General features: G+C 43.1%; 22 protein-coding genes. 20 read left to right on the forward strand and 2 right to left on the reverse strand.

Annotation, left to right across the window (positions count from 1 at the left end; all coding sequences use genetic code 11):
* The 14 genes from SSIN_RS04080 to SSIN_RS04145 all read left to right on the forward strand — a co-directional run bounded on the left by SSIN_RS04080 (nucleotide 1) and on the right by SSIN_RS04145 (nucleotide 12,325).
* Entirely contained in the window at nucleotides 1–1,665 is a 1,665-nt protein-coding gene (locus SSIN_RS04080) for a DAK2 domain-containing protein (protein ID WP_037616099.1), read from the forward strand.
* A 104-nt stretch (nucleotides 1,666–1,769) separates the two neighbouring features.
* A complete protein-coding gene (locus SSIN_RS04085; protein ID WP_037616101.1) occupies nucleotides 1,770–2,321 on the forward strand; it encodes an SP0191 family lipoprotein in 552 nt (183 codons plus the stop codon).
* Nucleotides 2,322–2,469: 148 nt separating this feature from the next.
* Nucleotides 2,470–2,652, forward strand: a complete 183-nt coding sequence (locus tag SSIN_RS04090) for a hypothetical protein (protein WP_037616103.1) — start codon at nucleotides 2,470–2,472, stop codon at nucleotides 2,650–2,652.
* A complete protein-coding gene (locus SSIN_RS04095; protein WP_037616105.1) occupies nucleotides 2,649–2,843 on the forward strand; it encodes a hypothetical protein in 195 nt (64 codons plus the stop codon). Before SSIN_RS04090 ends, SSIN_RS04095 begins: the two co-directional genes overlap by 4 nt.
* Nucleotides 2,830–3,705: an ABC transporter ATP-binding protein gene (locus tag SSIN_RS04100; RefSeq protein WP_037616107.1), complete on the forward strand. Its 876-nt coding sequence runs from the start codon at nucleotides 2,830–2,832 to the stop codon at nucleotides 3,703–3,705. The genes SSIN_RS04095 and SSIN_RS04100 overlap by 14 nt, the downstream gene beginning before the upstream one ends.
* Nucleotides 3,706–3,717: 12 nt before the next feature.
* Nucleotides 3,718–4,452: an ABC transporter permease gene (locus SSIN_RS04105; protein WP_037616110.1), complete on the forward strand. Its 735-nt coding sequence runs from the start codon at nucleotides 3,718–3,720 to the stop codon at nucleotides 4,450–4,452.
* A gap of 4 nt (nucleotides 4,453–4,456) precedes the next feature.
* Nucleotides 4,457–5,563: a sensor histidine kinase gene (locus SSIN_RS04110; RefSeq protein ID WP_037616112.1), complete on the forward strand. Its 1,107-nt coding sequence runs from the start codon at nucleotides 4,457–4,459 to the stop codon at nucleotides 5,561–5,563.
* Nucleotides 5,560–6,159 (forward strand): response regulator transcription factor, encoded by a 600-nt coding sequence (locus SSIN_RS04115; RefSeq protein ID WP_037616114.1) that lies wholly within the window; start codon nucleotides 5,560–5,562, stop codon nucleotides 6,157–6,159. The genes SSIN_RS04110 and SSIN_RS04115 overlap by 4 nt, the downstream gene beginning before the upstream one ends.
* Nucleotides 6,160–6,436: 277 nt before the next feature.
* Nucleotides 6,437–8,137 (forward strand): acetolactate synthase large subunit, encoded by a 1,701-nt coding sequence (locus SSIN_RS04120; protein ID WP_037616117.1) that lies wholly within the window; start codon nucleotides 6,437–6,439, stop codon nucleotides 8,135–8,137.
* On the forward strand, nucleotides 8,130–8,606 hold the full coding sequence (ilvN, locus tag SSIN_RS04125) for an acetolactate synthase small subunit (protein ID WP_037616118.1): 477 nt from the start codon (nucleotides 8,130–8,132) through the stop codon (nucleotides 8,604–8,606). Before SSIN_RS04120 ends, ilvN begins: the two co-directional genes overlap by 8 nt.
* A 65-nt stretch (nucleotides 8,607–8,671) precedes the next feature.
* Nucleotides 8,672–9,694: a ketol-acid reductoisomerase gene (ilvC, locus tag SSIN_RS04130; protein WP_037616121.1), complete on the forward strand. Its 1,023-nt coding sequence runs from the start codon at nucleotides 8,672–8,674 to the stop codon at nucleotides 9,692–9,694.
* A gap of 66 nt (nucleotides 9,695–9,760) precedes the next feature.
* Nucleotides 9,761–11,011: a threonine ammonia-lyase IlvA gene (ilvA, locus tag SSIN_RS04135; RefSeq protein WP_037616123.1), complete on the forward strand. Its 1,251-nt coding sequence runs from the start codon at nucleotides 9,761–9,763 to the stop codon at nucleotides 11,009–11,011.
* 93 nt (nucleotides 11,012–11,104) lie between these two features.
* A complete protein-coding gene (locus SSIN_RS04140; RefSeq protein WP_037616125.1) occupies nucleotides 11,105–12,004 on the forward strand; it encodes an SPFH domain-containing protein in 900 nt (299 codons plus the stop codon).
* 105 nt (nucleotides 12,005–12,109) lie between these two features.
* Entirely contained in the window at nucleotides 12,110–12,325 is a 216-nt protein-coding gene (locus tag SSIN_RS04145) for a capsule biosynthesis transcriptional regulator (RefSeq protein ID WP_001130035.1), read from the forward strand.
* A gap of 92 nt (nucleotides 12,326–12,417) precedes the next feature.
* Here the strand turns inward: SSIN_RS04145 and SSIN_RS04150 are convergent, their stop codons facing one another.
* Both SSIN_RS04150 and SSIN_RS04155 read right to left on the reverse strand, forming a co-directional pair.
* Entirely contained in the window at nucleotides 12,418–13,158 is a 741-nt protein-coding gene (locus tag SSIN_RS04150; protein WP_037616127.1) for an amino acid ABC transporter ATP-binding protein, read from the reverse strand.
* A complete protein-coding gene (locus SSIN_RS04155; protein WP_037616129.1) occupies nucleotides 13,155–14,720 on the reverse strand; it encodes an ABC transporter substrate-binding protein/permease in 1,566 nt (521 codons plus the stop codon). The genes SSIN_RS04150 and SSIN_RS04155 overlap by 4 nt, the downstream gene beginning before the upstream one ends.
* Nucleotides 14,721–14,847: 127 nt before the next feature.
* On the opposite strand from SSIN_RS04155, the gene SSIN_RS04160 reads away from it, so the two are divergent.
* From SSIN_RS04160 to sufD, 6 genes are all read left to right on the forward strand, one after another.
* A complete protein-coding gene (locus SSIN_RS04160) occupies nucleotides 14,848–16,743 on the forward strand; it encodes a DUF2207 domain-containing protein (protein WP_037616131.1) in 1,896 nt (631 codons plus the stop codon).
* A gap of 88 nt (nucleotides 16,744–16,831) precedes the next feature.
* On the forward strand, nucleotides 16,832–17,674 hold the full coding sequence (locus SSIN_RS04165; RefSeq protein WP_037616134.1) for an undecaprenyl-diphosphate phosphatase: 843 nt from the start codon (nucleotides 16,832–16,834) through the stop codon (nucleotides 17,672–17,674).
* A 113-nt stretch (nucleotides 17,675–17,787) separates the two neighbouring features.
* Nucleotides 17,788–18,537, forward strand: coding sequence for an adaptor protein MecA (mecA, locus tag SSIN_RS04170; RefSeq protein ID WP_037616136.1), 750 nt, complete (start codon nucleotides 17,788–17,790; stop codon nucleotides 18,535–18,537).
* On the forward strand, nucleotides 18,528–19,694 hold the full coding sequence (locus tag SSIN_RS04175) for a glycosyltransferase family 4 protein (RefSeq protein ID WP_037616137.1): 1,167 nt from the start codon (nucleotides 18,528–18,530) through the stop codon (nucleotides 19,692–19,694). The genes mecA and SSIN_RS04175 overlap by 10 nt, the downstream gene beginning before the upstream one ends.
* Before the next feature lie 223 nt (nucleotides 19,695–19,917).
* Nucleotides 19,918–20,688 (forward strand): Fe-S cluster assembly ATPase SufC, encoded by a 771-nt coding sequence (sufC, locus tag SSIN_RS04180; protein ID WP_037616139.1) that lies wholly within the window; start codon nucleotides 19,918–19,920, stop codon nucleotides 20,686–20,688.
* Nucleotides 20,689–20,729: 41 nt separating this feature from the next.
* Complete coding sequence (sufD, locus tag SSIN_RS04185) at nucleotides 20,730–21,992, forward strand: Fe-S cluster assembly protein SufD (protein WP_037616141.1); 1,263 nt, start codon at nucleotides 20,730–20,732, stop codon at nucleotides 21,990–21,992.
* The last annotated feature ends 21 nt before the right edge of the window (nucleotides 21,993–22,013 follow it).

The following is a 22,013-nucleotide window of genomic DNA, read 5'->3' on the forward strand; positions in this document are numbered from 1 at the left end:
GTGTCAAATATTACTACTAGTTTATTTCAAGAAATGGTGCAGGCAGCATCAACTCGTTTAAATAAACAGGCTGAATATGTCAATTCGTTAAATGTTTTTCCAGTTCCAGATGGGGACACAGGTACCAATATGGGCATGACCATTGAAAATGGTGCTAAAGAAGTAGCGGACAAGTCAACTTCTACGGTCGGTGAAGTGGCTGCTATCTTTGCCAAGGGACTCTTGATGGGTGCGCGTGGAAATTCTGGAGTTATCACTTCTCAACTCTTCCGTGGTTTTTCGCAAAGTGTGAAAGGGAAAGATGAGTTAGATGGGAAAGAGTTGGCTCGTGCCTTCCAATCAGGTGTAGAAGTGGCCTATAAGGCTGTTATGAAGCCAGTTGAGGGAACGATTTTGACCGTTTCCCGCGGTGCGGCTATCGGTGCCAAGAAGAAAGCTGAAGCGACAAATGATGCTGTTGAAGTCATGAAAGCTGCCCTAGAGGGAGCAAAGACTGCCCTTGCTAAAACGCCGGATATGCTGCCAGTTCTTAAGGAAGTCGGCGTTGTGGACTCTGGTGGTCAAGGTCTGGTCTTTATCTATGAAGGCTTCCTGTCTGCCTTGACTGGCGAGTATATTGCATCAGAAGATTTCCAAGCGACTCCAGCTACGATGAGCCAGATGATCAATGCTGAACACCACAAGTCTGTAGCAGGGCATGTGGCGACAGAAGACATCACTTTTGGTTATTGTACAGAAATCATGGTGGCTTTGAAGCAAGGTCCAACCTATGTCAAGGACTTTGACTATGATGAATTCCGCAATTATTTAAATGATTTAGGGGATTCTCTCTTGGTGGTCAATGACGATGAGATTGTTAAGGTCCATGTCCATACAGAAGATCCAGGTCTTGTCATGCAAGAAGGACTTAAGTACGGTAGTCTGGTCAAGGTAAAAGTGGACAACATGCGTAACCAGCACGAAGCCCAGCTTGAAAAGGAAGAAAAAACTGCCAAACCAGCTGAAGAAAAAGAATATGCCATTATTGCAGTAGTAGCTGGTGAAGGTCTTGCTGAAATCTTCAAAGCTCAGGGAGTGGACTATGTCATTTCTGGCGGTCAGACCATGAACCCTTCTACGGAGGACTTTATCAAGGCTGTTGAGCAGGTCAATGCGCGCAATATCATCATCCTACCAAACAATAAAAACATCTTTATGGCGGCACAGTCTGCTGCAGAGGTGCTTGAGCAACCAACGACAGTGATTGAGACGCGTACGCTTCCTCAAGGTTTGACGAGTCTCTTGGCCTTTGATGGTGGAAAAACAATCGAAGAGAACCATGAGCGGATGACGGCTGCGTTGAGTGATGTGGTCAGCGGTAGCATTACGACTGCAGTTCGCGATACGACGATTGATGGCTTGGAAATCCATGAAAATGATAACTTGGGTATGGTCGATGGCAAAATCGTTGTGTCAAATCCAGATATGCTGGCAACTTTGAAAGCAACCTTTGCTAAGATGTTGGATGAAGACAGTGAAATTGTTTCCATTTATATCGGAGAAGACGGCAATGAGGAATTGGCGAACGGTCTGGCTCAAGATCTGATGGAAGAGTATGAAGATGTAGAAGTCGAAATCCACCAAGGAAATCAGCCGGTCTATCCATACATTTTTAGTGTAGAATAATTTATGTAGGCAATCGTTGGATTGCCTTTTTGCTTTGCGGCAGAAAATACTTAGACAGGAAAAGGATATTATGTTATACTAAAAATAAAAAGGAGTAATGAAATATGAAAAGATTAGCCTTTCTTTTGGCTGTAGTTTCAGTTTTATTGTCGGGCTGTGCTTTATTGAATAGGCATTCAAATCGACCGAATCAAACATCAAGCAGCACCTCCTCTGTAGAATCACCCACTAATCAGAAAATCATCAGCAAGGTTCTTGTTGGGAAGATTGATGGCATAGAACACCGAGATACAATTACCTACCAAGGGAAAAAGTTGCTGCGTCTCCGCATGGAATTGATTAGCGAGCTTCCTCAGGAAATAACAGATGTCGCTGCTACGATGAGCCCAAATGAACTGACCAAACTGATTCGCGAAGCCATGCAGGAAGACCCGGATTTTGTAGAAGCTCAACGGTTAGATGGTTTTTCCGCTGATTATTCGGTAACGGCTGATAAAAAATTGCAGGTTGTGATTGATCTGGATTTACAAAAAATTAATGTGGATAAGGTAGAAGACTTATCTTACTTCGAAGACTTTGGCATAAGTGATATAAAAGATGCGACTCCGGAAATGTTTATTTTAGGGATGAAATTGGGCGGCTTGAAAGAAGAATAAGAATATTTAAAAGGCGAGTCATCTCGTCTTTTTTTGCTGTCTAGAAACCATGACATTTGTCATATCAGGCAGTGACAAAATCATCTAGTCGGAAGAGGGGGGAAGTTCTATAATACAAGTAAGAAATGAAGAAATTAGGAGTGGTTACATGAAAATGTGGTTGATAAAAGTAACAGTCTTGAGTCTTGTTGGGATGATGTTTTACCAGTTGGCAAGAATGAGCGGAGCAGGTCTTTACCGCTTTCCTTGGGAGATTTTTGCTGGCTTGGGAATGGCTAGCTACGTCCTAAAGGAAGTGACCAAGTTAGGCAAGAGGGGAGAGAAGAAATGAAAAAATGCTTATCTATCTTATTCATTGGTTTTTCAATTGCTTTATGGTATTTTCAGATGACGACAGGTCTCTTATTGGAATTTCTACCCCGGCAGTTCTATCTAGGTATCTGGGGGCTGATTCTAGCTATCTTTGTCATCTGGCCGTTCATCGATGATTTTATTAAGGAGGCAAATCATGAAATTGATTGAAGTGAAAAAGCTATCTAAAAGCATTCGTGGGAAGGAGATTTTGCGTCACATTTCCTTTGATATTGAGGAAGGGGATTGTGTGGCTCTGATTGGCCCCAACGGAGCTGGTAAAACAACCCTGATGGACTGTCTCCTAGGCGACAAGTTTCTAACTTCTGGTCAAGCGCTGGTTAATGGGCTAAAGCCGACGGATAATCGTTTGAAAGAGATGGTTGCCATTTTGCCTCAGGAAAATACAGTGGTGGGGGATTTGAAAGTCAAGGAACTCCTCGCTTTCTTTAGGTCAGTCTATCCTAATAGCTTATCCGAAGAAGAAATCGATACCTTGTTGGGCTTTTCTGACAAGCAAAAGAACCAGCTGGCTTCCAAGCTCTCTGGTGGTCAAAAACGTCTCTTCTCCTTTATCTTAGCCTTGATTGGTCGTCCAAAGATTCTTTTCTTGGATGAACCGACTTCGGCCATGGACACCTCGACCCGCCAGCATTTCTGGGAAATAGTGGACCAGCTCAAGAAGCAAGGCGTAACCATTGTTTATTCTTCTCACTATATTGAAGAAGTGGAGCATACGGCTGACAGGATTTTGGTGCTTCATAAGGGAGAACTCATCCGCGACACCACGCCTTATGCCATGCGCAAGGAAGAGCAGGAAAAACACTTCACCCTGCCACTTTCCTATAAAGAAATCGTGGAAAAGATAGCTGGTGTGGCAGAGATTGAAATCAAGCAAAAGGCTCTATCTTTTGCGACCAAGGATGCCAGTCAAGTCTGGCAAATTCTGCAGGAGCATGGCTGTACGATTGAAGAAATCGAAGTCCGCAATCGCACCCTGCTGGATAGTATTTTTGAGACGACACAAGAGTAAAGGAGCAGCATCATGAAAAATATGGTAAGTTTAATGAAAATGGAGCTGATTTTGATGAAGCGGCAGGCGGCCTACTACCTGCTCTCTATCGGGCTGCCCAGCGTTTTCTATCTGATCTTTTCAGGAATAATGTCAGGTTCTGATGTACCGGTGCTTGTGCTCCAAACCTATCTCTTTTCTATGACACTTTTTAGTATCATGTCTAGTGCCTTTTTCAGCATTCCCAGCACCTTGCAGTCGGACAAGACCAATAACTGGCAAAAATTGATTCAGCATTCGCCCGTTTCTATGGTAGAATATTATGTATCAAAGCTTTTTAGTACTTTACTGACCTTTCTGCTTTCCATCATCGTGGTCTTCTCTGTCGGCCATTTCGTTCGTGGAGTCAATGTGCCCATGATGGACTGGCTAATGATTGCACTGATTCTTTTGATCGGTAGTCTGGTCTTTATCGCAATGGGCGTCTTGGTCAGTCTCCTGCCCAGTGCCCAGCTCATGTCGGTCGTAGGCAATATCGTTTATATGGCTTTAGCGGTCTTGGGTGGCCTTTGGTTTCCTCTGACTATGTTTCCAGACTGGCTACGATCCATCGGCAAGCTAACACCAAGTTATCAGCTCATGCAGGTGGTCTCTTCCTATTTGGAACACCATAACTGGAATGTGTCTGCTATGCTAATCGTTCTAGCCTATACCATTTTCTTTAGTATTTTAGTCCTTCAGCTCAAAAAACGGATTGAGGTTAAATAATTATATGTGGGAAAAGTTCAAAAACATACATCATATGTTTCATATTTCTCTGGTCTTTATCATCTTTCCAATAGCGGGTGTCATCAGTGGTGAGTACCCGCTTTTGACTTTGCTTTGGACAGCATTGTTTATAGGGGCCTATTACACCATCCTCACGGAGAAAAAGCCTTTCTACCAGGCTCTGTCCTGGTGGGGCATGCTTGCTTACATTTTTTATACTTCCATTTGGCTGAATGGGGGCTTTGTGTGGTATATTTTTTATTTATCAAATCTTCTAATTTATCATTATAAGGAAATTTCCTTTACATCTTGGCGCTTCTGGAGTTTCTTAGCTATCCAACCGGCTATTTTGTTTGGGGTTTATATTCAAAATCAAATAAGTATAGGTGATTTGATTCTTTTCTCAACGACCTTTCTCTTTTCGGATTTCTTGACCCTAGGTCTGCATCGGATCCAAGTCGCTGAACAGCTCAAGGAAGAAAAAAGCAAGCAGAATGCTCAGCTCAATCTTTTCTTAGCGGAAAATGAGCGCAATCGAATCGGACGGGATTTACATGATAGTTTAGGACATACCTTTGCTATGCTCAGTGTCAAGACGGAGCTGGCCCAGCAATTCCTACAAATGAAGGCTTATGAGCAGGCGGAGAAAGAGATGGAGGAAGTGCGACGGATTAGTAAGCAGGCCATGGCTGATGTACGACGGATTGTAGACAATCTCAAGACGCGGACGCTAGATGAAGAATTAAATACAATCCGAACCATGCTGGAGATGAGCGATATTGACCTAGAGCTTCATAATCAGCTTAATGTTGCTAGTATTCCTACGGAAATCCAGTTTACCATTAGTATGATTTTGTTGGAATTAGCAACCAATATTATCAAGCATGCAGAGGCCAAGAAGTCCAAGATTGATTTGCATAGTCAGGATCAAGATTTGATCTTAGATGTTGAAGATGATGGCCGAGGCTTTAAGCGAGTCACTGGCCAAGAGTTGCATTCGGTTCGAGAGCGCTTGGAGGGGATTGACGGTAGGGTGGAGGTCATCAACAGCCAGAAGCCGACCATTATTCGCGTGTGCTTGCCGTATCGGATTAAAGGAGATGAGCGATGAAGTTATTATTAGCAGAAGACCAGAGTATGCTGCGGGATGCACTCTGCCAGCTCTTGCAGTTGCAGCCGGATGTTGAAGTAGTTTATCAGGCGGCTAATGGACGTGAGGCGGTGGCATTGCTCAGCACTGAGCAGGTAGATGTGACCATCTTGGATGTGGAAATGCCCTATCAGACGGGACTAGATGTTCTAGAATGGATTAAGGAGTATCAGCCAGCTGTCAAGGTCATCATTGTGACGACTTTTAAGCGGCCAGGCTATTTTGAGCGGGCGGTCAAGGCGGATGTTGATGCCTACGTACTCAAGGAGCGTAGTATTGCTGACCTGATGAAGACCATCCACACTGTCTTGGCTGGGCAAAAAGAATACTCGCCTGAACTTATGGAAGTGCTGATGACCCATAAAAATCCCCTCTCCCATCAAGAGCTTCTAGTCCTAGAGGCAGCAGCAACTGGGCTTTCTAATAAAGAAATTGCTGAAAAGCTCTATTTATCAAATGGGACCATTCGCAACTATATGTCGGCCATCCTGACCAAGCTGGCAGCCGACAATCGCACAGAAGCGGTTCGGATTGCACAAGATCAAGGATGGATATAAAGAACTTATCTCGCTAAATTCGGATTTAGCGAGATTTTGTTGCATATTTTGTTCAAAATTTAAAAAATTTCACGCAATACTTGCAATTTTTTTCAAAAATGTTATCATAGTAGAAAGCTTTTTGAATTTTTAGAAAATTGTAAATTAATAATTGAGATTAGACTGATTGTCCAAAATCAATCGGCAGCATTTCATTTTCAGGAATAGGGCTTTGCTGGCTGATGATATAAAAGTAGACACTTAGTTTTGAACATTCTCGATTTTAGAAAGGGGAATTATGGAGAAAATCAAACTGGAAACTCCGAAGACAGGTTCGGAACTTCTTTTAGAAACCTTAGAAAACTTAGGTGTTGATACCATTTTTGGTTATCCAGGCGGAGCGGTCCTGCCCCTTTATGACGCTATCTATAGTTTTAAAGGCATTCGTCATATTCTAGGTCGGCATGAGCAAGGTTGTGTCCATGAAGCTGAAGGTTACGCTAAGTCAACGGGTAAAATCGGTGTTGCTGTTGTGACTAGTGGACCGGGAGCGACCAACGCTATTACTGGCATCGCAGATGCTATGAGTGACAGTGTTCCCCTTTTGGTTTTCACTGGTCAGGTTGCCAAATCTGGAATTGGGAAAGATGCCTTCCAAGAAGCAGATATTGTTGGCATTACAACTCCTATCACTAAATATAATTATCAGGTTCGTGAAACTGCGGATATTCCGCGGATTATCACAGAGGCAATTCATATTGCGACGACAGGCCGTCCAGGTCCGGTTGTCATTGATCTTCCAAAAGATGTCTCTGCTTTGGAAACTGATTTTATTTATGATCCGGCTGTTCATTTGCCAAGTTACCAACCAACAATTGTTCCAAACGAATTGCAAATCAAGAAGATTTTGAAGCAATTGTCCAAAGCTAAGAAACCTGTTCTTGTATCAGGAGGTGGAGTTAGCTATGCGGAAGCAGCGACAGAATTAGTAGCTTTTGCGGAGCGTTATCAAATTCCGGTTGTGACGAGTCTGTTAGGACAGGGAACGATTGCGACAGATCATCCGCTTTTTCTAGGAATGGGCGGCATGCATGGTTCATTTGCTGCAAACATTGCTATGACAGAAGCTGATTTTATGATTAGCATAGGCTGCCGTTTTGATGACCGTTTAACGGGTAATCCCAAGACCTTTGCTAAGAATGCAAAGGTTGTGCATATTGATATTGATCCGGCAGAAATTGGAAAGATTATCAATGTCGACATTCCGGTTGTTGGAGATGCCAAGAAAGCTTTGACGATGCTTTTGGCAGAAGAGCCCGTTCACAATAATACAGAAAAGTGGATTGACAAAGTAACCGAAGATAAAAATAGGGTCCGTTCTTATGATAAAAAAGAACGTGTAGTGCAGCCGCAGGCTGTCATTGAGTGTGTGGGCGAGCTAACCAAAGGAGAGGCTATTGTCGTTACAGATGTTGGGCAACATCAGATGTGGACAGCTCAGTATTATCCCTATAAAAATGAACGTCAACTAGTCACTTCTGGTGGACTTGGAACCATGGGCTTCGGTGTCCCAGCTGCAATCGGTGCTAAAATTGCTAATCCAGATAAAGAAGTTGTTCTTTTTGTCGGGGATGGTGGCTATCAGATGACCAATCAGGAAATGGCCATCCTAAACATTTATAAAGTACCGATTAAGGTAATTATGCTGAACAATCATTCGTTAGGAATGGTTAGGCAATGGCAGGAAGCCTTTTATGAAGGCAGAACGTCGGAATCAGTTTTTGACAGCCTTCCAGACTTTCAATTAATGGCTCAGGCTTATGGTGTTAAATCTTATAAGTTTAACAATCCAGAAACCATTACTCAAGATTTGGAAGTCATCCGAGAAGATGTGCCGATGTTTATCGAAGTAGATATTTCCCGCAAAGAGCACGTGCTTCCAATGGTGCCGGCTGGCAAGAGCAATCATGAAATGTTGGGGGTGAAGTTTAATGCGTAGAATGTTAACAGCTAAACTCCAAAACCGTTCAGGCGTTTTGAATCGATTCACAGGTGTCCTTTCTCGGCGTCAGGTTAATATTGAAAGTATCTCAGTCGGTCCGACAGAGACTCCAGATGTTTCTCGGATTACCATCATAATTGATGTGGCTTCTCTGGCTGAGGTGGAGCAGATTATCAAGCAGCTTAACCGTCAAATTGATGTGATTCGTGTTCGAGACATCACCGACCATCCACATTTAGAGCGCGAAGTGATTCTCGTTAAGGTCTCGGCTCCTGCAGATAAACGGGCAGAGCTGTTAGCGATTATTCAGCCTTTCCGTGCAACAGTCGTGGATGTCGCACCGAGTTCCATCACTATTCAAATGACAGGGGATGCTGAAAAAAGCGAGGCCTTGCTTCGTGTTATTCGTCCTTATGGTATCCGCAACATTGCTCGGACTGGAGCAATCGGTTTTACGAGAGACTAACCCTACTAATGACTCCGTTATAACAGCCTAAAAAGGCAAATAAAAGATAGAAAAGAGTGTAAAAGATGGCAGTAACAATGGAATATGAAAAAGATGTAAAAGTAGCAGCACTTGACGGTAAGAAAATTGCCGTGATTGGCTATGGTTCACAAGGTCATGCCCATGCGCAAAACTTGCGTGATACTGGCCATGATGTGATTATCGGTGTGCGTCCAGGTAAGTCATTTGACAAGGCTAAAGAAGATGGCTTTGAGACTTATACAGTAGCAGAAGCGGCTAAATTGGCTGATGTCATCATGATCTTGGCGCCAGACGAAATCCAACAAGAACTTTATGAAGCGGAAATCGCTCCAAACTTGGAAGCTGGTAATGCTGTTGGTTTTGCACATGGCTTCAATATCCATTTTGAATTTATCAAGGTTCCTGCTGATGTAGATGTCTTCATGTGTGCTCCTAAGGGACCTGGCCACCTGGTGCGCCGTACCTTTGAAGAGGGCTTTGGTGTGCCAGCTCTCTATGCAGTTTACCAAGATGCGACTGGAAATGCTAAAGACATCGCCATGGATTGGTGTAAGGGTGTTGGTTGTGCCCGTGTTGGACTTCTTGAAACAACTTATAAAGAAGAAACAGAAGAAGATCTCTTTGGTGAACAAGCCGTTCTCTGCGGTGGTTTAACTGCCCTGATTGAAGCTGGATTTGAAGTCTTGACCGAAGCTGGCTATGCACCAGAATTGGCTTACTTTGAAGTTCTTCACGAAATGAAACTCATCGTTGACTTGATCTACGAAGGTGGTTTCAAGAAGATGCGCCAATCCATCTCAAACACAGCTGAATATGGTGATTATGTATCTGGTCCGCGCGTGATTACAGAGCAAGTTAAAGAAAACATGAAGGCTGTTCTTGCTGACATCCAAAATGGTAAATTCGCAAACGACTTTGTAAACGACTACAAGGCAGGTCGTCCGAAATTGACTGCTTATCGCGAACAAGCGGCTAACCTTGAAATTGAAAAAGTCGGTGCTGAATTGCGTAAAGCGATGCCATTCGTTGGTAAAAACGATGACGATGCTTTCAAAATCTACAACTAAGATCGTGTGGGAAACTCAGCTGGCAAGCCAGCTGAGTTTGTTTAACCTATTTGGAAAGGAAAAGGAATGTTAACAGCAAAAGATATCATCCGTGCCCATAAGGTACTAAAAGATGTCGTTGTCAATACGCCGCTTGATTATGACCATTATTTGTCGGAGAAGTATGGAGCCAAGATTTATCTAAAAAAAGAAAATTCTCAACGTGTGCGCTCCTTCAAAATCCGTGGAGCCTATTATGCCATTTCTCAGTTGAGCAAGGAGGAACGCGAACGTGGAGTTGTTTGTGCTTCTGCGGGTAATCATGCTCAGGGAGTAGCTTATACTTGTAATGAAATGAAAATTCCAGCGACAATTTTTATGCCCATTACGACTCCCCAGCAGAAAATCAGTCAGGTTCGCTTTTTTGGTGGAGACTTTGTGACTATCAAGCTAGTAGGTGATACTTTTGACGCTTCTGCTCGTGCAGCCATGGAATTTACCCGAATAGAGAATCGAACCTTTATCGATCCTTTTGATAATGTTCATGTTCAGGCTGGTCAGGGAACGGTTGGCTATGAAATCTTAGATGATGCGGCTCGAGAATCTATTGATTTAGACTTGGTCTTGGTGCCAGTAGGTGGTGGCGGTCTCATCGCGGGGGTATCCACTTATATTAAGGAGACCCAGCCACAGATTGAGATTATTGGAGTAGAGGCCAATGGAGCCCGTAGCATGAAGGCTGCTTTCGATGCAGGCGGTCCAGTCAAACTTAAAGAAATTGATAAATTTGCGGATGGCATTGCGGTGCAGAAAGTCGGCTCTTTGACTTACGAAGTAACGCAAAGAAATGTCGAAACCCTTATCGGCGTCGATGAAGGTCTGATTTCAGAAACGCTGATCGACCTTTATTCGAAGCAGGGAATTGTAGCAGAGCCTGCAGGGGCAGCAAGTGTAGCAGCCTTGGAAGTGTTGAGAGAATATATCAAAGGAAAAACGATTTGCTGTATCATTTCGGGCGGTAATAATGACATTAACCGTATGCCGGAGATGGAAGAGCGGGCCCTTATTTATGATGGGATCAAACATTATTTTGTGGTAAACTTCCCGCAGCGACCAGGTGCCTTACGTGAATTTGTAAATGATATTTTAGGGCCAAATGATGATATTACTCGGTTTGAATATATCAAGCGGGCTAGCAAAGGAACTGGTCCAGTCTTGATTGGAATTGCACTGGCAAACAAGTATGACTATGCTGCACTGATTAATCGGATTGAGCAGTTTGACCCATCCTTCATCAATCTGAACGGAAATGAAACTCTTTATAATATGTTGGTCTGAACCTAAAGATATTTTAGCAAAACTCTGCTTTTTAATTGCAAGCGATTGAGGAGTGTGCTAGAATATACTATATTAAATTAAGGAGATGTGATTATGTTTTTAAGTCTATTCTTTTTCTTCTTTCTCATTCTCTTGGTTCTCTTTGGAATACTAGTCCTCAGCTCGCTCTACGTTGTGCGTCAGCAGTCTGTTGCCATCATTGAGCGTTTTGGACGTTACCACAAGACCAGCACAAGTGGGATGAATATCCGTTTGCCTTTGGGAATTGACAAAATTGCCGCTCGTGTCCAGTTGCGTTTGTTGCAGAGTGATATCATTGTTGAGACCAAGACTCAGGACAATGTCTTTGTGACCATGAATGTTGCGACCCAGTATCGGGTAAATGAACACAATGTCACAGATGCTTACTATAAACTCATGCGGCCAGAAGCGCAGATTAAGTCTTACATCGAAGATGCCCTGCGTTCCTCTGTTCCTAAACTGACCTTGGACGAGCTCTTTGAAAAGAAAGACGAGATTGCCTTAGAAGTTCAAAAGCAGGTGGCTGAAGAAATGTCCACTTATGGCTATATCATTGTCAAAACCTTGATTACTAAGGTTGAGCCAGATGCGGAAGTCAAGCAGTCCATGAATGAAATTAACGCGGCGCAGCGCAAGCGTGTTGCTGCTCAGGAATTGGCGGAAGCAGATAAGATCAAAATCGTCACTGCGGCTGAGGCTGAGGCTGAGAAAGACCGTCTGCACGGGGTTGGTATTGCAGAGCAGCGGAAGGCTATTGTGGATGGCTTAGCAGATTCTATTAAAGAGTTGAAAGGCGCAAATATTGAGTTGACAGAAGAGCAGATCATGTCCATTTTGTTGACCAATCAATATCTTGATACACTGAATAATTTTGCAGATAAACCTGGCAATAATACGCTTTTCCTTCCAGCGAATCCAGAAGGGGTAGAAAGTATTAGAACACAGATACTTTCAGCTCTCAAAGCAAAATAAAGAATTTTCAGAAATATTTAATTTGTTAGAATATGGTTTTTTATGTTGACAAACTGTATAAAAACAATTATAGTAGTTATCGAAATAAATAGAGAGGAGTAAGAAATGGCTAAATCGAATTTTGAAAAAGTAGAATCAGTTGTTGGTTGGGTTCGTGACAAAAAAATTACAGGTTACCGTATTAGTAAAGAAACAAACGCGCGTGAAATGTCAATTATTGCTCTTGCTCAAGGACGGGCAAAAGTAAAGAATATTTCTTTTGAAACAGCTCTTGGCTTGATTGATTTCTACGACAAAAATCATGAAAAGTTTGAAGACTAATCTTCAAAAAGTGGGGAAACCCGCTTTTTTTTTGTTTTTGTAAATAAAAACACAAGACGGTTGAGTTTTGACCGTCTTGTGTTGTAAATTGTTTATTTCAAAAAGCGCTGTAGGAATTCTTTTGTCCGTTCTTCTTTAGGATTGGTAAAGAATTCTTGCGGAGTGCCTTCCTCTGCAATGACTCCTTTATCCATGAAAATAACACGGTTGGAAACATCACGGGCGAACTCCATTTCGTGGGTCACGACAATCATGGTCAGGCCTTCCTTAGCCAATTCTTTCATGATTTTCAGGACTTCTCCGACCATTTCTGGATCCAGAGCTGAAGTTGGCTCATCGAAAAGGATAGCATCAGGATTCATGGAAAGCGCACGCGCAATGGCAACCCGCTGTTTTTGTCCGCCGGAGAGCTGTTTAGGCTTGGCTTGCCAGTAGAGCTCTCCCATGCCCACCTTTTCCAGATTTTCTTTGGCAATCTTTTCTGCCTTAGCACGCTCTCTTTTGAGTACGGTTGTCTGAGCTACGATGGTATTTTCCAGCACATTGAGATTTTCAAAAAGATTGAAACTTTGGAACACCATACCTAATTTTTCGCGGTAATGAGTCAGATCATAGTTTTCATCCAAGACGTTTTTGCCACGATAGAGAATTTCGCCAGCAGTAGGTGTTTCGAGGAGGTTGATGGAGCGGAGAAAAGTTGATTTTCCGCTACCAGAACTTCCGATAATGGAGATAACTTCGCCCTTGCGGACAGTCAGAGAAATGTCTTTCAAGACTTCATTCTCTCCATAGTATTTTTTGAGATGTTTGATTTCTAAAATTGTTTCGGTCATTGTTTCAATTCTCCCGTCTGCATTTGATTGGCACCTGTTGTGTAATGATCTGTGTCAAATTTCTGCTCGATGAAACGTAAGATTCGAGTGACGGTAAAGGTCAAGACAAAGTAAATGACTGCGATAATGGTGAAGGTTTGGAAATACTGATAAGTCTGAGTTGCAATCGTATTTCCTGAGAAGTAGAGCTCCACCACGGAGATGACATTCAGGACGGATGTATCCTTGATATTGATGACAAATTCATTACCCGTTGCAGGCAAAATGTTGCGGACCACCTGTGGCAGGACAACCTTACGCATGGTTTGGCCGTGGGTCATTCCTAGCGCAGTAGCTGCTTCAAATTGTCCCTTGTCAACGGCAAAGATACCACCGCGGACAATCTCACTCATATAGGCACCGGTATTGATAGAAACGATAAAGATAGCGGCAGCTGTCCGGTCAATCGAAATGCCAAAAGCCTGGGCTGTTCCATAGTAGATGACCATAGACTGTACAATCATTGGTGTACCGCGGAAAACTTCGATATAGATATTCAAGAACCAACCGAATAGTTTTTGTAGGGAAGCTAAAACTTTATTTTTGGAAACTGGTGCTGTCCGGTAAACTCCAATCAGCAAGCCGATCAGGAGACCAGCAACTGTCCCTGTGATGGAAATGAGCAAGGTCAAGCCAGCTCCGCGTACAAACTGTGGCCAGTTCTCTTTCCAAATCTTCAGTACTTGATTGAAGAAGGTATCATCAGCATCGTCCGTATCGGTGTCCACAGGCTGAGTTTTGATCATCTGATCCATCAGCTTCACTTGGTCATCCATTGAGATTTTAGCGATGGCAGCATTGGCTTGGTCAATTCGACTGTCACCTTTACGCATACCGATGGCAATTGAGGCGTCTTCTTCGCTAACATCAAAACCTTGCTTGAATTGGATCATTTTGAACTTAGAATTAGCAGCTTCGGCTGTCAGGGCTTCAGGGCGCTCGGAGATATAGCCGTCAATGACGCCAGATTCCAAAGCTTGGCGCATTTGCGCGAAGTCACCCATAGCTGTTTCTTGCTTGGCTCCAGGCAGCTGGGAAATCAGATTGTAAAGATAAACTCCTTGTTGGGAAGTGATTTTGGCATCTTTGAAGTCTTCGAGAGTCTTGGCTTTGGCGTAGTCACCGTCTTTTCGGACCAGCACAACAGGCTCACTGGTGTAGTAGCTGTCGGAAAAAGCGATTTCTTTTTTACGTTCAGCCGTTGGGCTCATACCGGCGATAATCATATCGATTTTACCAGATGTCAAGGCTGGAATCAGTCCATTCCAAGAAGTCTTTACAACCAGCGGTTCCTTGCCCATTTCCTGAGCAATTTTCTTAGCAATTTGGACATCATAGCCATTGGCATATTGATTTGTTCCTTCGATTTTGACAGCTCCGTTTGAATCATCATCCTGTGTCCAGTTGAAAGGAGCATAGGCCGCTTCCATCCCAATTCGGAGATAGTCATCTGCCTGAGCCACAGTGAGGGTTCCCAGACAGACGAGGAGGGCTGTAAATAAGGTTAAAATGAACTTTTTCATATTCTCTCCTAGTCCTTCTAAAATTGTTTTCTCTATTCTACCGAAAAATACGGCGCTTTTCAATCCCAGTAAGCCCTTACTTAAGAAAAATGCTATAATAGGATAAGTATAAAAAGGATATTGAGTTATGAAAAAGTATTTGTCTGGAATTTTTGTCCTTCTTTTAAGTTTTTTCTTTGTTGGGACGGTGTCGGCTTTGGACTATCAAATCCAGTCCTATCAAGGGGATTTGGAAATCCAAGCTAATAATACAGCAACCTACATAGAGCAGGTGACTTATCATTTTGATGATGATTACAATGGCCAGATTGTTTCGCTGGGCTCTGCTGGTAAAATGCCAGAAGGATTTTCTATCGCTTCGGATCCGACTGTTTCCGTAAAAACCAATGGAATCACAAAGTCTAACTTTGAGCCACAAATCACAGATTTAGGAGATGGTTATGAGGTCAAGATTTACAATGCGGGCCAAGAAGGGGATACGGTCACTGTAACAGTCACCTGGAAGTTGAGTAATCTTCTTTTTCTTCATAAGGATATTGCTGAGCTAAAGTGGACTCCTATCAGTGATTGGGAAGAGAAGATTAAAAGTGTTAGGATTAAGGTTTGGGGCCTAGGAAGCTGGTCTACAACAGAGATGTATGCTCATACAGGCTATTTTGGGCAGCCGACTGTTGTAGAGAGGAATGGCGCCGACTATTGGATTCAGCTCTCTCATTTACCTAGTGGTAAGAAAGTCGAATTGCATGGATACTGGGATCGGCAGGCCCTACATCAGGTTGCCCAGAATCCGACGGAAACAGACTATCTGAAAAAATTTCAAGAAATTGAAGAGAAGATTGCGGCTCAGACCAAGTTTTATCATCGCTCGGGAGAAGTTTATCTGCCTCTCTTTGCCTTGTTTTTGCTGATAGCTTCGGGGATATGTTATCTGATTTTTCGTTCTAAGATTCGACCTAGAAAGAATTTCCCCAAAAACGCTCGACTTTATGAAGCTCCGCAAAATCTCGCCCCGCTGGTCCTAGCGGCTAATATCTTTGCCGTGGATATGGAGGAAGTCGATCCGACAAATGGCGGACGAGCTTGTTTAAAATTTGAAAATCTGGTACAGGCTAGCCTGCTGGATCTGATGGATCGAGGCCATATCCAGCTTTTGGGAGATGCCGATGAGCCGGTGCTGAAGCTAGTTTCTAAAGAATGGCTGTCAGATTTTGAAGGTCAGTTCCTGAAGATGGCTTTTGGGAAAAATAAACAGGTGGCAGTGGCGGATTTGTTTGAAGATTATCAGATTTCAGAAGATCTTTATAAAAATAAAAAAGCAAAAGATGAGGCACAAATCCGCCAAATTGGAAGTAGCATTAAAAATCGTTTTACGGCTAATCTACAGACCTTGTCTGACCAAGTACGCTTGGAGACTCAACGTCTGAACTTGCTGGACCACTATCGCCCATTAAACCGAGAAGAAAAATTATTATTTAGAACAGCGCTGGCTGCCAGTTTTCTTTCCTTTGGGACATCTCTGCTGACTTTCTTGGTCTTTCTGCTGGCTTTAGATGGCATTATCTGGTCTTCTATTCCACTGGGCGGCCTTGCTTTTCTTACGGGTTCTCTGCTGATAAAAGACCTGCAGATCTATCGGCGTGATGGTATTTTAAGTGAAGAAGGAGCCTACGATTTTTATCTCTGGAAGAGCTTTGCCAATATGCTGCGTGACATTGCTCACCTAGATAAGACAGAGGTGGAGGGAATCATTCTGTGGAACCGTCTCTTGGTCTATGCTACGCTCTTTGGTTATGCGGATCGTGTCAGCCGCGTGATGAAGCTGCGCCAGATTTCCTTGGGAAATGCTTCGATGGATGGCTATGTCCAATATAATCTGCACCCTCTTTTCTATGCAAGTTCCCATAGTTTTTCAAATTATGGTCATGTTGCTTCAACGGCCAGTCATTTCTCTGTTTCATCGGGAGGTAGTGGTGGCGGTGGCTTCTCTGGCGGAGGCGGAGGCGGAGGTGGTGGAGCCTTTTGATAAAAAGCTAGCGAAAGGCCCTGGGAGAACTTCCCCTCTCCCCCAATATATGGTATAATAAGTGCTAAAGTTGTTTTAGGAGTTAGATATGTTTATCGTTGAAATATTGAAATCCATCATTTATGGAATTGTTGAGGGAATTACGGAGTGGCTGCCGATTTCGAGCACTGGCCACTTGATTCTGATTCAAGATTTTATCAAGTATAAAAATGAAAATCCAGCCTTCATGGAGATGTTCAATGTGGTTATCCAGCTGGGAGCTATTTTGGCTGTTGTTGTGATTTATTTTGATAAGCTGAATCCTTTTAAGCCTGGTAAAACTGCGCGGGAAATTCGTCGCACGTGGCAGTTGTGGGCTAAGGTAGTGGTAGCAGCTTTCCCTGCAGCTTTTATTGGCCTTTTCCTAGATGACTGGTTTGAAGCGCATTTTTATAATCTAGTATCCGTTGCGATTATGCTGATTGTCTATGGAGCAGCCTTTATCTATCTGGAGCGGCGGGAGCAAGAAGCACCAACTGTGACAGAGTTGAGTAAGCTTCCCTATCAAACAGCCCTTTATATCGGCCTTTTCCAAGTTTTATCCCTCTTTCCAGGGACGAGCCGCTCAGGTGCGACGATTGTCGGCGGTCTTTTAAATGGTGTCAGCCGGCCCGTTGTGACAGAGTTTACCTTCTATCTGGGAATTCCGATTATGTTTGGTGCCAGCGGCCTGAAAATCCTTAAATTCATCATCAAGGGTAATGCTTTAGGCTGGGATCAGTTCTTCCTTTTGCTAGTAGCGATGGGAGTGGCTTTCGGAGTCAGTTTAGTCGTGATTCGTTTTCTGACAGACTATGTCAAGAAGCATGATTTTACTATTTTTGGTAAATATCGGATTGGATTAGGAGCTTTGTTGATAGTTTATGCTCTTATCAAGGCGATTATTGGATAATCATGGGTTGGGATATTTCCCGACCTTTTCTTTGTGAAGTTTGCTAGCTATTTTTTGAAATAAGTGCGAAATTTTAGTATAATAGAAAGACTATGAAAGTATGAGGTAGCGACATGGAAATGAAACAGATTAGTGATTCGACGATTAAAATCACCATCCAATTAGAAGACTTAGAAGAACGTGGTATGGAAATGGCGGATTTTCTAGTCCCTCAAGAAAAAACAGAGGAATTTTTCTATACCATCTTAGATGAGCTAGAAATGCCTGAAAGTTTCCTTGACAGTGGTATGTTGAGTTTTCGGGTGACGCCTAAGCCAGATAAGGTAGATGTTTTTGTCACCAAGTCTAAATTGGATAAAAACTTGAATTTTGAAGACTTGACCGATTTGCCTGACATGGCGGAATTATCCCAGATGTCTCCGGATGAATTTTTAAAGACCTTAGAAAAAAGCATTTTTGATAAGAGTAAGGAAGACTTAGAAGCGATTAAATCCTTGGAGGCTGTAGAGACTGAGCAAGAGACGGTTTCTGACGATGTAAGAGAGGAATCTCAATCGGAAAATACTGACCGGTATATCTATTACATCTTGCGTTTTGCAGACTTAAACGGTGCTGTCTCTTTTGCTAAAACAGTAGATTATCAAATAGACCTCTCAGAATTGTATAAATATGATTCAGCATACTATTTAACGATTTTGGTAGATGTGGAAGGTTTCCCAGAGCGCTATCCAGCTTGGCTTTTGGCCAAGATGCGTGAATTTGCGGAAGACTCAGCTATCACGCGTGCGGTCTTACAAGAGCATGGCTATCTGTTATTAGTGACAGATGCGATTTCCAGTCTGCAAAAGGTTGAATGCCTATGATTACTTTTCCCTTAAAGTTTATTTTGGTTTTGCTGGGAACCTTCTTTATTGGAGTCATTCTGACTCCGTTAGTTCGGCTGTTAGCCTTCAAGATAGGAGCGGTGGATTATCCAAATGCCCGGCGGATTAACAAAAAACCCATGCCTAGTAGTGGCGGCCTAGCCATCGTTATTGCTTTTACTGTCTCCACCCTTGTTTTTATGCCTCAGATTGTTCAAGTTCAGCTTTTGGCACAAAGTTACCTTGAATATGTTTGGCCGGTTGTTTTAGGCGGACTGATTATTGCTGCTACGGGCTTGATTGATGATGTTAGAGAGCTATCTCCAGCCCTAAAAATGAGTGGTATTGTTTTAGCGGCTAGTTTAATATGGTTCCTGACAGACTTTCGCTTGGATGATTTCAAGATTCCTTTTGGAGGACCTTTCCTTCATTTTGCTCCTTGGTTGTCTTATATTTTGACAGTGATTTGGATTATTTCCATTACCAATGCAGTCAATCTGATTGATGGTTTGGATGGTTTAGTCAGCGGAGTTTCCATTATTTCTTTGGTGACCATGGGAATTGTTTCCTATTTCTTTCTTCCTGGCCACCATCTCTTTCTAACTTTGACAATTTTTGTTTTGGTGATGTCTATCGCTGGATTCTTTCCTTACAACTACCACCCAGCTATTATTTACTTAGGTGATACGGGTGCCCTTTTTATAGGATTTATGATAGCTGTCTTGTCCTTACAGGGGCTGAAAAATGCGACAGCTGTTGCGGTAGTAACTCCCATGATTATTTTAGGAGTGCCGATTACCGATACTTTTTTAGCGATCATTCGCCGAACTCTATCGGGACAAAAGTTTTATACTCCGGATAAGCATCACCTTCATCACAGACTTTTATCACTAGGATTGACTCATAGAGGAACTGTTTTAGTCATTTATGGCATTTCAATGATTTTTGCTATGATTTCTCTCTTGCTCAATGTATCGAGCCGTATTGGTGGAGTTTTACTCATACTTGGCTTGTTTTGGGGTGTAGAATTGCTAGCAGAATTGGTTGGTGTTTTAGGGCCAAACCGTACCCCTCTCCTAAACATTATGCGTTTTATAGGTAATTCTTCCTACCGTGAAGAGGTTCGTCGCAAGTGGCAGGAAAAACATCGCCAATAAGAGCTGCTCTAAACAAAATAAAAGCCTTTCAGGCTTTTTTTTGGTATACTAAAAAGAGTATAAAACAGCATGCTTAATGAAAATCAGCGTTGAGGATCTTCATCTTAAAAAATGCCGAAAATTAGCTTTTCTGATGAAATTTGGAGTTGGAAAATCAAATATCTGAAAGAAAGTATTGAACAGCTGGTCTTCAAAAAGTATGAAAAAGGAAAGGAAAACAATCATGTCTGTATTGGAAATCAAAGACCTTCATGTTGAAATTGAAGGGAAGAAAATTCTTAAGGGAGTCAACTTGACCCTGAAAACAGGAGAAGTTGCAGCCATCATGGGACCAAATGGAACAGGGAAGTCTACACTGTCTGCAGCCATCATGGGCAACCCTAACTATGAAGTGACTCAAGGAGAGGTGCTTTTTGATGGGGTCAATATCTTGGAACTGGAAGTAGACGAGCGTGCTCGTATGGGACTCTTCCTCGCTATGCAGTACCCTAGTGAGATTCCTGGTATTACCAATGCAGAGTTTCTCCGTGCAGCTATGAATGCGAGCAAGGAAGACGATGAAAAAATCTCTGTCCGTGATTTCATCACGAAACTAGATGAAAAGATGGAACTGCTCAACATGAAAGAAGAAATGGCTGAGCGCTACCTCAATGAAGGTTTTTCAGGCGGGGAAAAGAAACGCAATGAAATTCTGCAGTTGCTCATGCTAGAGCCAACTTTTGCACTCTTGGATGAGATTGACTCGGGTCTAGATATTGATGCCCTCAAGGTCGTTTCTAAAGGGGTCAACGCTATGCGCGGTAAAGGTTTTGGGGCTATGATTATCACCCACTACCAACGCCTGCTCAACTATATCACTCCAGATGTAGTTCATGTCATGATGGATGGTAGAGTCGTTCTTTCTGGCGGTCCAGAATTGGCAATCCGCTTGGAGAAAGAAGGCTATGCTAAGTTGGCTGAAGAGTTGGGCTTCAACTACACTGAGGAAGCTTAGTCAAACATTCTTTTGACTTTGATAAAAGATAGGAGAATGACATGACGAAAGAATTAATTCACGAATTTTCACAGCTTCACGCAGAACCAGTATGGTTGGCAAATCTCCGTCAGCAGGCTTTTGACAAGATGGACCAACTGGATTTGCCAGTTATTGAGCGGGTTAAATTTCACCGCTGGAATCTGGGAGACGGACGGATTTCTGATAGCGAGCCTTTGACCAGTGTGCCAGATTTTACGGCTCTCGGAGACAATCTCAAGTTTATCCAAATGGGAACTCAAACTGTCCTTGAGCAGCTGCCAGCAGATTTGGCAGAGCAAGGTGTGGTCTTCACTGATTTCCACTCTGCTTTGGAGGAGATTCCACAGCTGGTGGAGAAGCATTTCATGTCCGCAGTCAAGTATGATGAGGACAAATTAGCGGCTTACCATACGGCCTATTTCAACAGCGGTGCGGTGCTTTATGTGCCGGATAATGTTGAGATTGACCAGCCGATTGAAGGAATTTTTTATCAGGACAGCGAAAGCGATGTTCCTTTTAACAAGCATATTTTGATTATCGCGGGCAAGCATGCCAAGGTCAACTATCTGGAACGTTTAGAAACTTATGGCGAAGGGGCTGTTCCAGCAACAGCCAATATCACAGTAGAAGTCATTGCTCAGGCTGGAGCTCAGATTAAGTTTTCAGCCATTGACCGTCTAGGCGAAAATGTAACAGCCTATATCAGCCGCCGTAGCAAGCTGGATAATGATGCCATGATTGACTGGGCCATTGGCGTTATGAACGAAGGCAATGTCGTAGCTGACTTTGATAGCGACCTCTATGGCAAGGGCAGCCATGCGGATATGAAAGTGGTGGCTCTCTCTAGCGGTAAGCAGGTTCAGGGAATTGACACCCGCGTAACTAACTATGGCTGCAACTCCATTGGAAATATCCTACAGCACGGGGTTATTCTGGAAAAAGGAACCTTGACCTTCAATGGTATCGGTCATATTATCAAAGGTGCTAAGGGCGCAGATGCCCAGCAGGAAAGCCGGGTTCTCATGCTGTCTGACCAAGCTCGCTCAGATGCTAATCCCATCCTCTTGATTGATGAGAATGATGTGACAGCTGGTCACGCGGCCTCTATCGGTCAGGTAGATCCAGAAGATATGTACTACCTCATGAGTCGGGGGCTGGATAAGGCGACGGCTGAACGCTTGGTCGTGCGTGGCTTCTTAGGCTCAGTGATTGTAGAAATCCCTGTCAAGGAAGTCCGCGATGAAATGATTGAAAATATCGATATTATTCTCGCAAAAAGATAAAAAGCTGGGCCTTGTCCCATG

It is taken from the genome of Streptococcus sinensis, assembly GCF_000767835.1.
GTDB lineage: Bacteria > Bacillota > Bacilli > Lactobacillales > Streptococcaceae > Streptococcus > Streptococcus sinensis.